General features: G+C 57.6%; 19 protein-coding genes. All 19 read right to left on the reverse strand.

The window, feature by feature from the left end:
* Positions 1-26: 26 nt before the first annotated feature.
* Positions 27-920, reverse strand: a complete 894-nt coding sequence (gene cpaB, locus ACKC9G_RS09700) for a Flp pilus assembly protein CpaB (RefSeq protein ID WP_411404750.1) — start codon at positions 918-920, stop codon at positions 27-29.
* Positions 921-928: 8 nt separating this feature from the next.
* Entirely contained in the window at positions 929-1,396 is a 468-nt protein-coding gene (locus ACKC9G_RS09705; RefSeq protein ID WP_411404751.1) for a TadE/TadG family type IV pilus assembly protein, read from the reverse strand.
* On the reverse strand, positions 1,393-1,824 hold the full coding sequence (locus tag ACKC9G_RS09710) for a prepilin peptidase (RefSeq protein ID WP_411404752.1): 432 nt from the start codon (positions 1,822-1,824) through the stop codon (positions 1,393-1,395). The genes ACKC9G_RS09705 and ACKC9G_RS09710 overlap by 4 nt, the downstream gene beginning before the upstream one ends.
* A gap of 38 nt (positions 1,825-1,862) precedes the next feature.
* Positions 1,863-2,072: a Flp family type IVb pilin gene (locus tag ACKC9G_RS09715; RefSeq protein ID WP_411404753.1), complete on the reverse strand. Its 210-nt coding sequence runs from the start codon at positions 2,070-2,072 to the stop codon at positions 1,863-1,865.
* Positions 2,073-2,298: 226 nt separating this feature from the next.
* Positions 2,299-3,402, reverse strand: coding sequence for a diguanylate cyclase domain-containing protein (locus tag ACKC9G_RS09720; protein ID WP_411404754.1), 1,104 nt, complete (start codon positions 3,400-3,402; stop codon positions 2,299-2,301).
* Between the two features lie 355 nt (positions 3,403-3,757).
* Positions 3,758-5,383, reverse strand: coding sequence for a methyl-accepting chemotaxis protein (locus ACKC9G_RS09725; protein WP_411404755.1), 1,626 nt, complete (start codon positions 5,381-5,383; stop codon positions 3,758-3,760).
* Between the two features lie 247 nt (positions 5,384-5,630).
* Positions 5,631-7,676 carry a putative bifunctional diguanylate cyclase/phosphodiesterase gene (locus ACKC9G_RS09730; RefSeq protein ID WP_411404756.1) on the reverse strand — a complete coding sequence of 682 codons (2,046 nt, stop codon included), beginning with the start codon at positions 7,674-7,676 and terminating at the stop codon, positions 5,631-5,633.
* Positions 7,677-7,841: 165 nt separating this feature from the next.
* The gene (arsJ, locus tag ACKC9G_RS09735; protein WP_411404757.1) at positions 7,842-9,095 is read right to left on the reverse strand and encodes an organoarsenical effux MFS transporter ArsJ; all 1,254 of its coding nucleotides are present in this window, start codon (positions 9,093-9,095) and stop codon (positions 7,842-7,844) included.
* Positions 9,092-10,114 (reverse strand): ArsJ-associated glyceraldehyde-3-phosphate dehydrogenase, encoded by a 1,023-nt coding sequence (locus ACKC9G_RS09740; protein ID WP_411404758.1) that lies wholly within the window; start codon positions 10,112-10,114, stop codon positions 9,092-9,094. The genes arsJ and ACKC9G_RS09740 overlap by 4 nt, the downstream gene beginning before the upstream one ends.
* Positions 10,115-10,191: 77 nt before the next feature.
* Complete coding sequence (locus tag ACKC9G_RS09745; RefSeq protein ID WP_411404759.1) at positions 10,192-10,533, reverse strand: metalloregulator ArsR/SmtB family transcription factor; 342 nt, start codon at positions 10,531-10,533, stop codon at positions 10,192-10,194.
* Positions 10,534-10,865: 332 nt separating this feature from the next.
* The gene (locus ACKC9G_RS09750; protein ID WP_411404760.1) at positions 10,866-11,615 is read right to left on the reverse strand and encodes a fructosamine kinase family protein; all 750 of its coding nucleotides are present in this window, start codon (positions 11,613-11,615) and stop codon (positions 10,866-10,868) included.
* Positions 11,616-11,929: 314 nt separating this feature from the next.
* A complete protein-coding gene (locus tag ACKC9G_RS09755; RefSeq protein WP_411404761.1) occupies positions 11,930-13,096 on the reverse strand; it encodes a glutathionylspermidine synthase family protein in 1,167 nt (388 codons plus the stop codon).
* Positions 13,097-13,101: 5 nt separating this feature from the next.
* Positions 13,102-13,740: a DUF1190 domain-containing protein gene (locus ACKC9G_RS09760; protein ID WP_411404762.1), complete on the reverse strand. Its 639-nt coding sequence runs from the start codon at positions 13,738-13,740 to the stop codon at positions 13,102-13,104.
* Between the two features lie 13 nt (positions 13,741-13,753).
* Positions 13,754-14,170 carry a DUF350 domain-containing protein gene (locus tag ACKC9G_RS09765; protein WP_411404763.1) on the reverse strand — a complete coding sequence of 139 codons (417 nt, stop codon included), beginning with the start codon at positions 14,168-14,170 and terminating at the stop codon, positions 13,754-13,756.
* Positions 14,171-14,228: 58 nt separating this feature from the next.
* The gene (locus ACKC9G_RS09770; RefSeq protein ID WP_411404764.1) at positions 14,229-14,465 is read right to left on the reverse strand and encodes a hypothetical protein; all 237 of its coding nucleotides are present in this window, start codon (positions 14,463-14,465) and stop codon (positions 14,229-14,231) included.
* A gap of 94 nt (positions 14,466-14,559) precedes the next feature.
* On the reverse strand, positions 14,560-15,210 hold the full coding sequence (locus ACKC9G_RS09775; RefSeq protein ID WP_411404765.1) for a YjfK family protein: 651 nt from the start codon (positions 15,208-15,210) through the stop codon (positions 14,560-14,562).
* Positions 15,203-16,261 (reverse strand): ion channel, encoded by a 1,059-nt coding sequence (locus tag ACKC9G_RS09780; RefSeq protein WP_411404766.1) that lies wholly within the window; start codon positions 16,259-16,261, stop codon positions 15,203-15,205. The genes ACKC9G_RS09775 and ACKC9G_RS09780 overlap by 8 nt, the downstream gene beginning before the upstream one ends.
* Positions 16,262-16,268: 7 nt before the next feature.
* On the reverse strand, positions 16,269-16,964 hold the full coding sequence (locus ACKC9G_RS09785; RefSeq protein WP_411404767.1) for a PspA/IM30 family protein: 696 nt from the start codon (positions 16,962-16,964) through the stop codon (positions 16,269-16,271).
* A gap of 32 nt (positions 16,965-16,996) precedes the next feature.
* A complete protein-coding gene (locus ACKC9G_RS09790) occupies positions 16,997-17,392 on the reverse strand; it encodes a DUF2170 family protein (protein WP_411404768.1) in 396 nt (131 codons plus the stop codon).
* Positions 17,393-17,400: the final 8 nt, after the last annotated feature.

The following is a 17,400-nucleotide window of genomic DNA, read 5'->3' on the forward strand; positions in this document are numbered from 1 at the left end:
CCATGACGACTTACCCCGACTTCCGGTCAGGGTTTCATTGTGACGCGCTCTTCTCCCAGCAAGACTTCCAGCCCCGGGCTGGAGGCCTTTTGCACCGGCTTTCTGGCGGCCGGTGTCGTTGTTGTTGTTTTTGTGGTGGATGACTCCGGTGCTGGCGTCTGCGCCGTCACTGGTGCCTTGGTCGCGCTGGCACTGAAGCTGGCCATCGTCACCGGCGGCGCCACGGCTTGGGCACTTGTCAGAGTGACGGGCATTTCCGGCTCCTGTAGCCCCATCACTGACAGGCGCAAATCGCCGGTACTGGCCGCCAGCAGCAATTCCGGCACCAGCGGTTCAGGGACAGCCAGCACAGCAGAGCGTTCTCTCGCCTTGCGATCACCGACATTGATGCTTTTCTCGCCGATGGTTTCATCGCCATAGGCCAGCACTTTCAGGCCACTGAACAGCCGCCGAGCCGAGCTGATATCCCCGCTTTCGCGATTCGCCCGCAGATAAAACAGCACATCGACCCGATCACCGGCCTGTAGATGGCCGCCTACTGCCGTGACTTCATCCACCTTGATGGCAATGGCACGCTGACCCGCAGGCAGCTGATCCAGCAAGGGGCGTTCCGGGGCCAGTTGCGAGCTTTGCAGACGCTGGCCCTCTTTCACGGACGAACCCAGCACCCGACCAAGCACCACGGATGCGTCTTCAACATCACCGATTTCGGTGTTGGTGACTTCGGTTTCCTCCAGCATGTTGTTTTCCAGCACCTTGCCGGGCGGATAGTCATCATCAAAGCGCCAAACCTTGTGCGTGGGCAGCGCCACTTGCGGCACATCCACCGGCTCCTTGCCGATACGCAGACCGTAGAAACCCACCACCAGAGCCAGTGCAAAGAGGACAACGGCGATAATGGTCAAGGTTTTTCCCTGCATAAGGGCTCCTACAGATCCAGGTTGGCCGTGATACTGAGCTGCGCGGGCACCGGCAGCATCAGTGGCGGAACAAAGGGAAAGTCGGTGTAGTTGTAGGTCAGCGACAACACACAGCAATTCCCGCTGGCATCATCCTGAGCCGAAATCGCCAGCGCGCTGTCCAGCGGCTGGCCAAACAATGATCCAAGACTGGTACTGCTGCTGCCGGAGGCAACATTGCCCAGCACCGTTCGGGTCTGATCCAGCACTTCCTGGCGCACATTGGCGCTGGTGCAGCCGGTATCGGAATAGAGGCAGCTTTCATCGACGTAGGAAATACTGCGTCTTAGCCCTTCCTCGGCCGAGTACTGCATGTACTGGGCGGCGGCGAAAATCAGGCCGTAGTTAACAATGGCGTAGAACAACAGAAACAGAATCGGGAACAGCAGGACGAACTCAATCGCCACCGCACCGCGCTGACGGTTCCGTTTCATCATGCCCCTCCCAGCCATAACAGCAGTACGACCACGGACACATAAGGCGCCAGAGGCAATGGCCGGCGTTTAATCCAGAACGCACTGATCACAAGCGCCAGCAGCCCCAGCACACAGACCAGCATCAGCTGACCGAGCCCCATCAGCAGGCAAAAAACCCAGAGCAGCTTTACATCCCCCGCACCCAACTGCTTGAGCGCCATCCCCGGCAACGTCAGCAGCGCCACCAGCACCATGGACCAGAGCAGCTGGCCCCATTGCCCCTCGCGACCAAAGAGCAGTTGTCCAGTGAGCACAAGATGGCCCAGCGCCAATGCCAGTACAGCAATCAGCAGTACATTGGGAATCCGTCGCTCAACCCAATCCGTCCAGGAAATCCTGGCCAGCAGAATCAGCACGGCCAACTGCATTACCAAAGACAACGGCATCATGGGAGGCCACCTGCCAGCACAACAACATCAGTCAGGTATCAGGTTTGCGCTGTACCGCCCAGGGCTTCAAGAATGTCATTCAGCACCGAACGGATCTGCGCATTCACCGGATCAACAAAAACCGCAATGATGACCGCCACCATCGCCGCGATCAGGGCGTACTCGATACCACTAGCGCCTTTTTCCTCTACGTACAGACGCGTGATAAAAAGCCCTGCTTTGTCATATAAACGTCTGATTTTGTTCATTTTCTTTCTCCTCTCATCAGGAAGAAGTGCATCCGATGAGGAATTCCCCTACACCGTGCGCTTAAAGAAAAATTAGGTCAGAGGTGAAAAACTGTCCAAGTCTTTTGAAAAAATGTCGCGATTTGTACATTGAATACAATGGACAGGGTTGACGTGATAGCGCCGATTAATCACGTCAACGCTGGCGTAATAGAAGCGCTATCAGCCCGACGATACGGGTGAGAGGCTATTCAGGGACCGCATCGGCGGCTGGGGAGCCGGATGCTGCGGAGGCAGGCGTCGAATAATGGGCAAAGGCATTTTTACCGCCACGCTTAGCCAGATACATGGCCTCATCCGCCGCCTTGAGCAGGCTTTCCATGTCAGAGGACTGCTGGGGATAACGGGCAATACCGATACTGGCGGACACCTGCGCCCGCACCTCATCAAACTGAAAGGGTTTCGACAGGGTGTCGATCAGCTTGTTGGCGATGGTTTCCAGCACATGAATATCCTGATCCGGCACATCGGCGATCCACACCACAAACTCATCGCCCCCCAGACGGTAGACGCGATCCTGCTGCCGGATAATCTGGCGCATGCGGCCAGCAGCGCCCTTGAGCAACAAGTCACCGATGTCATGACCAAGGGTGTCATTCACTTTTTTGAAGCCATCCAGATCAATAAAGAACAATCCCTGCATCCGCCCCGGCGCGGTCTGTTCCAGACCAAGCCTTAGCTGGGATTTTAGCGCACGGGAGTTTGGCAGCAGGGTCAGCGCATCCTGATAGGCTTCGCGGTAAACCTTCTCGCGGGCCGCATGCTCTTCGGTGATGTCCATTTGAGTGCCGAGCAGACGGTGCTTGCGTCCGGTATAGAGCCAGTAGCAGGCGGCATGGATGTAGCGCAGCGACCCGTCACTTTCGCGGATGATGGCGAAAGTGATCTCATGGCGGTCGGTGGATTCCATGTTGCCGAGCAGGCTTTTGAACTGCTGCCAGTCATCAGGAAGAATCCAGGCGCGCATGCGCTCAATACTCATGGGCTCGCCGGGCTGCACGCCATACAGGCGGAACATCACCGGGTTCCAGAGCAGGGTGTCGGTTTCTTTCTCCCACTCCCAGATGCCCACGCCCGCCACCGAGGTCGCCAGCGACAGACGTCGGTTCGCCATCAGCAGTTCCTGATTGGCATCCTTGATCAGCCCGTGATTGTGGCGCACATACATCGCCATCAGGATCAGCGAGGCCGCCACCAGCACCAGCAGCGTCGCCAGCATCCAGCCGGGCAGGCTGACGGGATGATAAAGATCAGTCAGAAGTGCATTGAGCTGCGCAATAAAGGAGTCCATCGCCCTTACCTGTCAGAAGTGGCCGCTGCAGTCGATGCAAAGCGAAAAGCTTGAGGGTGACAAAGCAAGAATGCCCGGCAAACCCTATTCGCTTCTGGCTTAAGCCCGGCCCTTTTTTGGCTTAGGCCCGGTTCGCGTTTAGCAACGGTATAGGTAAGTGATAGTCAGAGAATCGCCGCCCCGCAAACGCAAGATAGCGCCAATCGCTCAAAGCGAGGTTTTTTAAAGGCGTTGCCAGACCGCATCAGCGCTGAGTAGGCAAAAAAAAAGCAGGTCACAGGACCTGCTGAACACCGAAGCACTCCTGGACTGATCAACACAGGAGCGCTTCCGTGGGGACGCATGACAGTGGCCGTTACGCCAGTTTGAAGGACTCCACCCGCGAGTTAAGCCCGGTGGCCAGCTCCGCTAACGCAGCAATGGCGGCATTGGTTTCATTGGTGCTGCTGGTGGTTTGCTCTGACAGGGAGCGAAGGTTGGTCAGGCTGACATCAACCTCACGGGAAACCTGCGCCTGCTCTTCCGTCGCGCTGGCGATCAGCAGGTTGTGGTCGGTAATTTCGTGCATCACCCGCGCAATGCTGGCCAGACATTCATCAGCACTGCGCGCCACTTCCAGCGCCTTGTTCGCCCCTTGCTGACTGGCAGCCATGGCGGAGACGGCAGACTCGGAACCGGCCTCCATCTCATGGATCATCTGTTCGATTTCCACGGTGGAGGTTTGGGTGCGTTGTGCCAGCGCGCGAACTTCATCGGCCACCACGGCAAAACCACGGCCCTGCTCACCCGCACGCGCGGCTTCAATCGCCGCATTCAGCGCCAGCAGGTTGGTCTGCTCCGAAATTCCGCGAATTTCTTCCAGCACCCGGCTGATATTCTGGGCTCGGGTCACCAGCTGCTGCAGGGTTTCCCCGGCACGGCCAATCGCGCCGGACAAGGCTTCGGTTTCCTTGACGGTCGCGCCCACACGTTCACGGCCGACCTGGGCTTCATCACGGCTTTCATTGGCCAGACTGGAAGTATCCGAGGCATTACGTGCCACCTCTTCCACCGTGGCGCTCATCTGATTCACCGCGGTGGCGGCCTGATTCATTTCATCATGCTGCTGGAATACCACCTGCGAGTTCTCTTCCGAGGCCACCTGCAGCTGCTCAGTCGCCGAGGCCATTTGCAGGCTGGCATCGTGAATATCCTTGATGACCGTGCGCAGCGAAGCCTGCATGGTGGCAATCGAGCCCAGCAGATGGCTGAGTTCATCCTTACCCTCAACGGTCAGGGTTTTGCTGAGATCACCTTCGGCAATGGCTCCGGCGGATGCCATCGCCGCCCGCAGGGGCTTAATGATGCCGCGACTGATGACCGTCGCCAGAATAATGCTCAACACCGCAGCCAACGCCGCGATAGCGACAATGCCCTTCCAGCTGACATCGTATTCATGCTCGGCTTGCTCGACGTTGTGCAGTGCACCTTCTCGCTGAATCTCACGCAGCCTGGCCAATGCCACAGAAACCTTCTCTGCCTCGGCCGCAATGGTGTCAAAGTCTGTAGCACTCAGATGTTCGCCTTTGGCGAGCAGGGCTTCGAGTTCATGCTCATGCTCAAGATAGGTCTGCAGGCTGGAACTCAGCGCCTGATACGCCTGCTTTTCTGTGGGCGTTTCGATCAGGTGCTGAACCGCCTCCATGTGGGATTCGACCTTGGCACTGTAAGTTTTAGTGAGGTCACGGGCCTCACGATAGGCCTCGGTGCCGGGTTCGGTCATGGCCTCACGCAGGAAATAAATCCGCAGGTGCTGCAGGGCATCGTTGGTCTGGGCCAGTTCATAGAGCCCTTCCATCCAGTGCTTTTCCAGCTTTTCTGCGCCGACCCGCAGCGTACGCGCTTCGTTAAGGGCAAAGACGGCCAGTAACACAATCAGCAGCGTGCAGAGGCCAAAGCCCAGCTGCATCCGTGCTCCAACACTGATTGAACGAAGAGACATTTCACCACTCCTTGCCGTGGACACAGGCGAATTTCTGAATACCCACAAAATAAGGAAGGAAAAGGAAGTTGAACAGCGAATGGGCACGGAACGACAGGGCTGCGAGGGTTATTGGCAGAGTCCGCACACTTAAACCAGCGAACAAATGTCATAAATGACAGCTTTTTTAACTAAAGTAGCACAGACAATACAGCGGCTTTTTTGAGCCCGGATTCGGCAATGGCGCTATTGGTTTAAGGTTTAAGGGTTAAGCGCCAAAACAACGCTGCTCAAACGCATCGACCGGCAAAGGCGGGCTAAAGAGATAGCCCTGAAACTCTTCACAGTCCTGCTCTCGCAGCCAGTCGAGCTGGGCCTCAGTTTCAACGCCCTCCGCCACCACTTCCAGCCCAAGCAACCGGCACATGGACATAATGACGTTAACGATCGAGTCCTGGGATTCCAGCTGGGCGATAAAGGAACGGTCGATCTTCAGGCAATGCAGCGGATAGCGCTGCAGATAGGCAAGGTTGGAATAGCCGGTGCCAAAGTCATCAATGGCGATACGAAGGCCCATCGCGGCAAGTGCTTCCATGGTTTTGATGACCTGGGCATCGTTGCCCATCAACAAGGACTCGGTGATTTCCAGCTCCAGATAACTGGCCGGTGCGCCGGTCTGCTCCAGCACCGTCTGGAACTGCTCGACCAGATCACCGTCCGTGAACTGGCGCGGTGACATGTTGATCGAGACTCGCAGCTTATGCCCTTGCCCTTGCCCGTGCCAATAGGCCACCTGACGCGCCGCTTCCTCCATGACCCAGAGACTGAGCTGACGAATCAGCCCGCACTGTTCACAGACCGGAATAAACTCGATGGGCGACACCATACCGCGCTCAGGATGACGCCAGCGAATCAGGGCTTCTGCACCGGTAATCTGCTGAGTCTGCACATTTACCCGAGGCTGGTAGAACAGCTCGAACTCGTTACGCTCCAGCGCCTTGCGAAGATCATGCTCCAGCGCTACCCGGCGCTGGGCTTCCTCCGCCAGACCCGGCGTATAGAACGACAGCACATTGCGGCCATTGTCCTTGCCACGATAAAGCGCCAGATCCGCCTGCTGCATCAGGGCTTCAAAGCTGTCGCCAAAGTTCGGAAACAGGCTCACCCCAAGGGTCGCAGTAATCCGAAAATCCATAAAAGCCAGCTGCACCGGTGTTTCCAGAGCCCTGGTCAAACGCTGGCTGAAATCCCGCGCAGCGCGCGCGGCATCTGAATCGACCAGAAGCAGCAAAAACTCATCGCCGCCCAGACGCACCGCATGATCCCGCGGCCCCAGCAAAGCGCGCAACCGCAACGCCAGCGCTTTGAGCACCGTGTCGCCGGAATCATGACCGAGAGAATCGTTGATGTGTTTGAAGTTATCGAGATCCATGTACAGCAGCGCGGCCTGCTCGCCACTGGTGCGAACACTTTTGAGTAATCGCGCGAAATGGTTATAGACGAACTGGCGGTTCGGCAACCCGGTGAGGTGATCGGTTTCTGCCTGCTGCTGCATTTGCAGCTGTGCCTGCTTCACCTCGGTCACATCCACTTCGCTGACCAGCCAGGCCTGTTCACCGGAATCCGGATCAGAGCAACGGCGCACTGTCATACGATGCCAACGCTTACCGCCCGGGCTGTGCACCTGCACAGTCTCTTCACAGCCAGCGGAACGTTCAAGAATGCGCGACACCTTGGCCAGCTCCATCTCGTTGATGAAGCGCTCGGCAAAGGTCGCTTTGGAAGAACTGACGCCCGCTCGCGCCGCCGGGTTGCGGTACAGCGGCTGGCCATCAATGGAATACAGGGTAATTTGCACGCTGGTGTGCAGCAGCGCATCCATGGCACGGCTGCCATCGGAGCCTGCCTTGGAATAATCCACGGTTTCGCACAGCATCGCCATGCGGCCTTCCGGCAAGCGCACACCGCTGACCTTCATCTGAATACGGGTCGGAATGTTATCCGGGTACAGCGTCCAGGTTTCGGTGAAGGCTTTTTCAGGATCAATTTCAAAATCGGTGATGAACTGATGCAGCCGTTGCGCCACGGCGGGTGACATGTCCTTGCCCATATTGCGGCAGGTCAGCTCATCCAGATCCTTCGCCATCCACAGTTTCAGTGCCGCGGTATTGGCCCAGCGCACCCGCCCTTCCTGAAAGTCGAATACCCACACGGCCTGATGCATGTGCGTCAGCGCCGCCAGCCGCAGAGCCGCGTACTCGCGCTCAAGCCTGGGACTCAAGGACTGATGAAGGGGATGGCTGAACTCTGTCACACGATAAACCCGCTGGCAGCTGAACGATCCATCGGCACGCAAATTCCTGCATGCTGATGTGTGCAAATTATGCACATTTCACTATACCGACTCGCCTTCACATGCCAAATCAGAGGGCTGGAATCACGCGCCAATTCCGCCTCTTTTGGCGTCTGCGACCGTTGATTAATCGCGCTTCGGTGAGTTCCACTCCAATGCCGCCGTACACAACACCGCCAGCGCCACAAACAGCGCCGTACCCAGCAGGCTGCCGCCAAGCCCTGCCTGCTGATACAACCAGCCAGAGAGCAAGGTGCCGACTAACCGCCCCGCGGCATTGGCCATGTAGTAGAAGCCAACATCCAGCGAGGCGCCCTCTTCCCGCGCACTGGCGACAATAAGGTAAGAATGCAGGGAGGAGTTCAGCGCAAAGAGCACACCGAACAGGCCAAGACCGGCCAACAGCCAGACCACCGGCAACCCATCTACCCAACCCATCGCCAGTGGCACCAGCGCCAGCACCGAACCCCAGAACAGCAAGGCGCCTTTGCCCGGCATGGCATTTTTGCCGGGCAATGCCCCTGCGGATTTCTGCCGCAGCAGCAGCGGCGTCAGTGACTGCACCACGCCATAGCCGATCACCCACAGGGCGAGGCTGCCACCCACGGCCTGCATCGACCAGCCTTGCTGTTCCGCAAGGTAAACCGGCAAGGCCACCACGAACCAGATATCCCGCGCACCAAAAAGAAAGAAGCGTGCTGCCGACAGTACGTTGACGGTACGGCTGGGTGAGAGCAGTTCACGCAGGCGGTTCTTGTGTTTGGCTTTACCCAGCGAAGGTTGCAGCGCCAGCAGGCTAAAAAGCCAGACCAGCACCAGCGCGAGCGCCATCGCCGCCATCGCGCCCTGAAAACCGAGACTCGCCAGCAGCACGCCGCCAAGAAAGAAACCCACGCCTTTCAGTGCATTTTTGGAGCCGGTCAGCAGCGCCACGTAGCGGAACAGGCGGCTGTTGGCCTCTTTCGGCACCAGTGCCTTGATGGAGGTTTTGGCGCTCATCTTATTGAGGTCTTTGGCGATCCCTGACAGCGCCTGCGCCACCATCATCCAAACCACCGTCAGCATCGGGTTGGGCACCAGTAACATCGCCAGGGCGATGATCTGCATCCCAAGCCCCAGCTGCATGGTGCGGTTTAGCCCGATGCGGGCGCCGAGAAAGCCGCCGACCAGATTGGTCACCACACCAAAGAACTCGTAGAACAGGAACAGACTGGCAATGGCCAGCGGGCGGTAACCGAGCTGGGCGAAGTGCAGCACCACCAGCATGCGCAGGGCGCCGTCCGTCAGGGTAAAGGCCCAGTAGTTGCCGGTGATCACCCCATACTGCGCAATCGGGCTAGTCAGGCCCAAACGCTCACGCAGGCGCAGAGCAAGGCTCATCGTTCCGCCGCGCCCACTTTGTGAGCCAGCTCCACCGTGCGGTTGGCGTAGCCCCATTCGTTGTCGTACCAGGCGTAGATTTTCAGCTGGGTATCGTTGACCACCAGGGTTGAAAGCGCATCAACAATGGTCGAGCGGGCATCGCCGCGATAATCCGTCGACACCAGCGGGCGCTCTTCATAGCCCAGAATGCCCTGCAGCTCGCCTTCACTGGCCGCCTTGAACAGCGCATTGACGGCCTCCGCCGTGGTCGGGGTGCTCAGCTCAAAGGTACAGTCGGTGATGGAGGCATTCGCCAGCGGCACCCGCACAGCGTGGCCATTAAGCTTCCCGCGCAGCTCCGGGAAGATTTCCGCGATAGCCGTCGCTGAGCCGGTGGTGGTCGGAATCAGGTTCATGCCGGAGGCACGGGCGCGGCGCAGATCCTTATGGGGCTGATCAAGAATGCTCTGGGTGTTGGTCAGATCATGAATAGTGGTGATGCTGCCGTGACGAATGCCCAGCTTCTCGTGAATCACCTTCACCACCGGCGCGATGCAGTTGGTGGTGCAGGAGGCGGCGGTGACGATGCGGTGGCTCGCAGCATTAAAGAGATGATCATTCACGCCCATCACCACGTTCAGCACGCCCGGCTCTTTCACCGGAGCACTGACCACCACGCGCTTCACGCCCTGATCAAGGTACGCCTGCAAAAGCTCGGTCTTGCGCATCTTGCCGCTGGACTCAATCACCACATCGCAGTTCGACCAGTCGGTATCGCCAATGGCCTTGTTGGCGCTGACGCTTACACGCTGCTCGCCAATCAGAATGCTCTCGCCTTCGACGATGGCCTCGTGGTGCCAACGACCGTGGACAGAGTCAAAATTCAGCAGGTGCGCATGGGTTTCAGCGTCTCCTGCCGGATCGTTAATCTGCACAAACTCCAGCGACGGGTTATCAAAACCAGCGCGCAGTGCCAGACGGCCAATGCGGCCAATGCGGCCAAAACCGTTGATACCAATGCGAAGTGGACGATTCATTCTAGTCTCCGAAACGTGTCGGTCAGTGGGCATCGCGATGCCGGTGAAGGTGTAATCGAGTCAAAAAAGCACAGGCGTTAGCAGCAACCGGGGCGATTGGGCATGGTCTCCAGCGCATCACGCTCAGGCGCCCGCCACTGGATATAACTGGCGCTAATGCCCGCCAGCAACGGCCCAAGCCACGCCGGTTTTTTCTCTGCCAGCCGGTAATAGACCCATTGCCCCTGACGGCGGTCCATCAGTAATCCGGCATTTCTGAGTACCGCCAGATGCCGGGAAATTTTCGGCTGACTCAGTGACAGCGCCGTGACCAGCTCGCACACGCACAGCTCCTGCTCTTCCTGAATCAGCAGCAGCATGCGCAGGCGGGTTTCATCTGCCAGCAGTTTAAAAATGGCATCGGGGGTCGGGGCTGTCATCCATGCTCTCCTCAAACATAGCCTGCCGAAGTGTGGGTAGCGCAGCGCCACTTCACATACGTTAAAGCATATATATGACAAAACGGATATACGGACAAACAGATATAAAAATTAAATGCGTGCCCCTGCGGAATAACGCCAAAACACCAGATGGTAAAGGGCATGAACGATGCAGAAGGCGATAACCCGGAACGGAGCTAATAGCGCTGGGCTGGGCTAAATGAACGCAGAGAAGGATGTGCCGGTGAGAACGACAACGCACAGTCACTAAAAAGACCGGCTTTTACCGTCCGCTGCAGCCTTATCGAAATGACTAGCAGCGGACGACAGCCTTAAAGATGCTCCAGTTCGCTGAAGCCCTGCTCGCAACCTTCCTGATAACTGTTACCAAAGAGGTTGTAGTGGTTGAGGTAGTGATAGAGGTTATAGATGGGCCGCTTGCGACCGTAGGCCGGTGAGCGCGGCAACACCGCATCGTAGGCCTGATAGAACTCAGGCGTGAAGCCGCCAAACATTTCTGTCATGGCAAGATCCACCTCGCGATCGCCGTAATACAGCGCCGGGTCAATCAGCCAGATCTTCTCATCCGTAAAGAGCACATTGCCCGACCAGAGATCGCCGTGAACCAGACTTGGGCGCTGGCAGTAGGTATTCAAGAACTCGATCAGACGGGATTCCACCAGCGCCAGCCGCAGCAGTGAGGCCTGACGGTAGGTGTCATCCTCGATCAGGCTGATCTGTGGCCGCAGGCGTTTCTCGACAAAAAAACTGCCCCAGTCCTGACTCCAGCCGTTGGTCTGGGCACCGAGACCAATGTAGTTATCCTGATCAAAACCAAAGCGTTCGGCAGGAATGGCGTGCAGTTTCGCCAACCCGCGACCCAGCACAGCCATCTGCCCCGGCGCCGCAGAGCGTGAGGCAATGGACGCCAGCACCAGCTGGTTGCCGGAAACGCTGATCACTTCGGCGATGGATAGCTCAGTGATATTGGCCTCGGCCAATGCTTCTCGCAGCACCAGCAAGCCATGGGCTTCACACTCCAGCGCCTGTTGGTTGGAGTGGTATTTGGTAAAGGTCGGCATCCAATGTGCCTCCTGATGCATTCTGGTCATCATTTGATCAGTTCTACTCCCGGCCCCGCCAAGCCTCAAGCAGGAATTCGTTAGGAATCGCTACCGCACGGAAACACTCGTTAGGAAAAAGGCGCAGGAGCGCTGTTTGCCGCAACAATCTGCGAGACGGGGTGAGATGGGCGTTCCAAGCGAAGCGTTGAGAAGAGACGAAGCGCTGAGTTAGAGAAGAAGCGTTAAGAAGCGGCTTCAAAGCAGAAGCAAGAAAAGACGGCGCCCGGTGGCCAGATAAGCCACCGGAGCAGTTCCAGAGTCAGACGGTGGCCTTAGCCCAGAATGATATGCGGCAGGAAGCGTGAGAGATCCTGGGTGATGCGCGAGGTATCTTCACGGATGGAGATACCGGCAGGCTCGCCATCGACCAGCCAGGAGCCAATCAGGGTGTAGTTGTCACCAAATTTCGGCATGGCATGGTAGGCCTGATAGATAAAGCCTTCATCACCATAAGGGCCGTCACTGGCCTGCAGTACATTGCCATTCTCCAGAATGGCGATATTGGCGCCTTCGCGTGAGAACAACGGCTTTTTCACCAGCTTGCTGACATTGGCCTGACCCAGCTCATCTTCAAACCAGGACGGCAGCAGATTCGGATGATTGGGAAAGAGCTTCCACAGCATCGGCAGCAACGCCTTGTTGGAAGTCAGACTTTTCCATACCGGCTCCAGCCAGCTCACATCGCTGGTGGCGATCAGCGGGCTGTAGGCCTCGCGGAACATGAACTCCCAGGGATAGAGCTTGAACATCCAGCTGATGACCTGATCATCCAGATCCGTCAGCCAGCCACCCTCGCCCTGACCGATATCCTCGATATAGACCAGTTTGGTGGTGATGCCAGCCTCTTCAGCACAGTCACTGAGATAAGTGATGGTGCCAAGATCTTCCTCCGTGTCCTTGCAACAGGCCAGATGCAGGGTTTCCCCCGGTTGCTGGGCCTTGAGGGAGGAAAAGCGATGGATCAGCTTTTCCTGCAAAGAGGTGAACTGATCCGCCGCGCGAGGCAACGCCCCGCGATCGACCATCTGCTCCAACCACAGCCAGGACCAGAAGCCGGATTCATACAGGCTGGTTGGCGTATCAGAATTGAACTCCAGACACTTGGCCGGGTTAATGCCGTCGTAAACCAGATCCAGCCGGGAATAGAGGCTGGGATCACGCTGCTGCCAGGAACGGGCAATGTGATCCCAATGAGCCTCCGGGATACCAAAGCGACGCATCAGCTCATCGTCGCGCACCACCCGCTCCACCACTTCCAGACTCATCTGATGTAGCTCAGCAGTGGGATCTTCGATGTGCTTTTCGATCTGCCCGAGGGTGAACTGATAGTAAGCCGACTCGTCCCAATATTTCTCACCGTACATGGTGTGAAACTTGAAGCCGTATTCCACGGCAGTACGCTGCCAGTCATGACGTTCCCGCACGGGCACTCGTAGCATCGCGGTCAGCCTCCCCAGCTAAAGCTGCGGCTGGAGCTTGAGGAACTGCTGCTCCAGCTGCTGGAGGAACTGCCCCAGCTCGACTTGGCCGAAGCGGTCGAACCAAAACCACCGCGATCGATGGTGCGGGTCACCGTTGGCTTGGGATCATAGGTCGACTTGGGCACGGAGACCTTGGTCGGCCCCTGACGGACATCACCGTAGCGACGACCATTGGCACCGTAGTAACCGCCATACATGCCACCGTAACCGGTAAATACCGGCGCACTGCGACGATCCGTGATGTGATCCAGCGCGCGGGAAATCATGAAGCCCGCCATCAGCGGCATAAACCAGTTATGACCGTTGTTCTGATAGGTGGTGCACTGACCAAACTGCGCCTCACAGTCGCCCTGAGTTTCAAACTTGGGCGCGGTGCGTACTGCTTCTTCCTTGGCTTTCTCATAGGCGGCCTGACATTCGGCTGCCATACCGGGATTATCCTGGGCGCAGGAGTCCACGTTGTTATAAACAGTGCTGTTCTCGTTGGAGTCCGAGCAGCCTGCCAGCAGGGAGACACCGGCCACCGCCGTCGCCAGCTTTGCCAGCGTGAGGCTCGGCTGTTTGCGCATCCGCGAGAGGTTGATGGATTGTGAACGTTTCATCTTGCCCTCCCGATCAGTAAGTCATGCACGCGGCGTTCAGCACACCAATGGCGATGGAGATAAAGCACACCATCATGCCGGCAGGCACTTCATCATTCTCGATACGCTCAACGATGCGTGGCATGTAGAAGGCGCGAATCAGCTTGAACGCCAGCAGCTGCGCCGCCAGAGCCACAATGGCCCAGATCACGAAGTCCAGAAAGTTGACGGAGTTGGAAGCCGCGCCGCCCAGGGCAATGGCAAAGCCCAGAGTTGCGCCACCAAAAGCCCAGGCCGCCGCGCTGTTACGACGATCCTTGATCAGCTTCCACTCATCGTGCGGAGTGACCTTGGTGTAGAAATGCTTGAACAGAAACAGCGCCACCAGACAGGCAGCAAAGTAGATCACGAAGGAAAACAGCCCACTGAGGGAATGAGTAATGGTTTCCATGAAAGGAGGTCCTTTTCGCAGGTGATAAAAGAAGGCTGACGGACCGTCAGCCGTGAATTCAGGGCTTTGTCAGCCAGTGATTGGTCAGTGGTGCAACCGCCGGGGCCACACTGGCCTTGCTGTTCCAGGCCGATTCGACCGCTTTGGCGTCCGCTGTCGGCAGGCCGGAAAGCGTACCTTCGGGCTGGCCAGACATCAGGGAAGCCCCGGCCAGCGCGGTGGTCATGGTGACCAGACGGCCCATGGGGGCCTGATCCCGCAGTAACGCCAGACTCATGGCAAGAGATCGGTTCATAACTGCCTCCGTGCAGTCAGGTGTTCAGTGCCAACCTTTCCTGTCGGCAGGGACACACGAATATCCATTTCGATGATGACGGTCACCATGATGATCAGCCGATCACTTCAAAATCGGCCATGCCGAGATTGATGCCGGTACTGATCACCAGACAGCGATCATGCTGGTGATTAATGATTTTCTCTTCCGCAGAGACCAGCACAAACTCCGAGAGTTCCGCCGAGGTCGCCAGTTCATAAAGCATGATGAACTGATCCGTGCGCTCGCCGCTGCTGTCCTGAGTGAAGGTCTCTTCGGTCATGGCCATGGGCGGGTTGTCACCCACCGCTCCCCAGACACGCTGAAAGCTTTTCTCTTCCAGCGCCCAGCTGGGCTGGCTGACGTCCCGAAGGGTTTTTTCCCAGTCATTCCGGGAGTTCACGCCCACGGTTGAGTAGAAGTGAAAGAGCTTCACATCACTGACGAACTCATCACCCACGCCACCGGTCATCACCACCTGAAAGAAGGCCTCATCATCGGTGTAAAACCGCAGAATGGTATTGGAGGCATCCAGTTTGACCTGACCTACCGCCTGAATCAGCTGCGTTTTTGCGATGTTATCGGTAATGAGCTGATCATCCAGCAGACGCAGCTTGAGCTCGTTGAGTTCGACCGCACCGCCCAGACGCAACCCCAGTACTTCCGGCGCAGCAGGTTTGGGCTCAGCTTCAGGTGCGGCTATTTTGGATTTGAGCCAGTCAAACATGGGCTTTCTCCCAGCGGAAATCCGTGACGCGCTCATCGGCGATGTAATACAGGCGATCACCGGCATTCAGCGCCACAGACAACCCGGGATTCGGCGTCAGGCGGTCATCATTACGGAACTTCACCGCCAGCAGGATCGCCTCATGGCGCTCTTTGAAGGTCAGGAACAAATCACCCACGGTGAGGCTATGAGACAGCTCAGGCACCACCACCGAATACTGGGTCTGGCCCTGGTCCACGTTCAAAAGCTCATGGTGCAGCGCGCTGGAGCCCGGATCTGCCGCCGCTTTCGCCAGCATCTCGACCGACACCGAAGGAATACACTCCACCGTCGGGCAGTGCGCCTTCAGCAGACGGGCATTCTGCTCATCATCAAAGTACGCCATGATGTGCGCCGTCGGGTTCTGCTGATAGGCAAACAGCGCGGTGGTCAGGGTGACATCATCCAGCGGTGTATCAATCAGAATGGAGCGCGCCTCACTGATGTTGGTGCGTTCCATCTCGATAGCATTGTTAAAGCTTTCCACCCGCACAAAGCCGATTTCATCGGGCATGGGGTTTTCTTCGATCTTGGCCACATTGGCACAGAGCACCAGATTGGCCTGATCTGCATGGCCGCCGGCTTCATTAATCAGCAAACGCAGCAACTGTAGCGTGCGTATGCCGTTATAGCCGATGACCAGCGTATGGTTGTGGTGTTTCACGCGTCGTAAACCTTTGATTCCGCGTTGCAGGAAAAGCATGATCGCCCCGGCGATACGCCCGATCAGGGTGCCCCACATGGCCAGCCCAAAGGGAATGACCCAGAGGCTGACGATCCAGCGGCCCAGTACCGTACTGGCACTGTAATCACCGTAGCCGACAGTCGAAGACGTCACGATCAGCCAGTACCAGAACACCGTCAGGGAGTCCGTCGCAACGGCCTCCCCGGCGAGGTACATGCCGACCCAGCTCAGGATCAGATAACCCACAAAGCCGATCAGCAGGGTTTGCCAGCTCAAGGTCGCCAGATGTCGGGCCAGGCGCTTTGAGAGGCGGGTCACAAGCAGCATGGGCGGATCAGCCTCCGTTCTTGGCCTTCAGACGTGCCAGCACGTCATTGGCTGAGCTGCTGCCTGCGCCACCGATACCGGCCTGCGCCAGCTTGGCTTTCAGATCATCACCGCTTTCATCCGCCGCCATATCACGGGCTGCATCAATTTCTGCTGAACGCTGCTGCTGCTTGGCGCGGATACGCTCCAGCGACTCAGACGCGGTGCGCATTTTGGAGTTGGTGTTGAGGTGGCGTGAAGCCAGGCTTTCCTGCGCTTTCTGCACGGAAGCAGTGGCTTTCACGGTATCGACCTGCTGCTTCATCAGACGCAGGTTGTTCTTGGAGTTTTTCAGATCCTTGCGCAGCTGGGCAACGGAGGCCGTGACCTGCTCCAGGAAGCCCTTCTCGGTGGCCAGCTGCTCTTCCAGCTCGGCGATTTTCTCGGCCACTTCCAGCGCCAGCGCTTCGTTGCCTTTCTCCATGGCTGCCATGGCGTAGCCTTCATGCTCGCTCACCGCCTGCTGCAGAGAATCGACTTTCTGCTGGCTCAGTTTTTCCTTGGCGACGATGGACGTCAGGGCCTGTTCAGACTTGCGAATCTCGGTTTCGGTTTCGCGGATTTCCTGATCAAGAATCACCAGCGCCTGGTTATCTGCGACCGCTTCTGCCGCCGTCGTGGCATGACCGCGCAGGGCGGTAAAAAGTTTACTGAATACAGACATCAGAGCCTCCTTGGGCTGCTACCCGTAAAAAATTAGGCGCGGATAAAGGCCGCGAAGAATTCCAGCATGCCTTCGATATTAAGAAACAGGGTTTCCACCTCGACCAGCACGCTCTCAGGCTTGGAACTGGCGCTCAGGGCACCAAACGCCACATAGAACTCTTCCGTGCCGACGGCAGAAATTCCCAGGGTGGTCAGCGGGAACATGGTTTTGTGCGTGCGCAGAATCTGGTCATTGAAGGCTGCCGTATCAGTGATATCCGCCACCTTGCACAGCAGGGATTCCACCAGCACCTGCTCACCCTGCACCGTCAGAAAGGCATCAACGCCCTCTTCATTGGTGAGCAGCAGCGTGTCGCCTTCCAGCGTTGCCGTCAGTTCTTCTTGCTCAGCGAGCAGTGCATGCAGTTCAGATAAGCTCAAAGCCATGATCATTC

The organism is Pokkaliibacter sp. CJK22405, assembly GCF_046614695.1.
Classification (GTDB): domain Bacteria; phylum Pseudomonadota; class Gammaproteobacteria; order Pseudomonadales; family Balneatricaceae; genus Pokkaliibacter.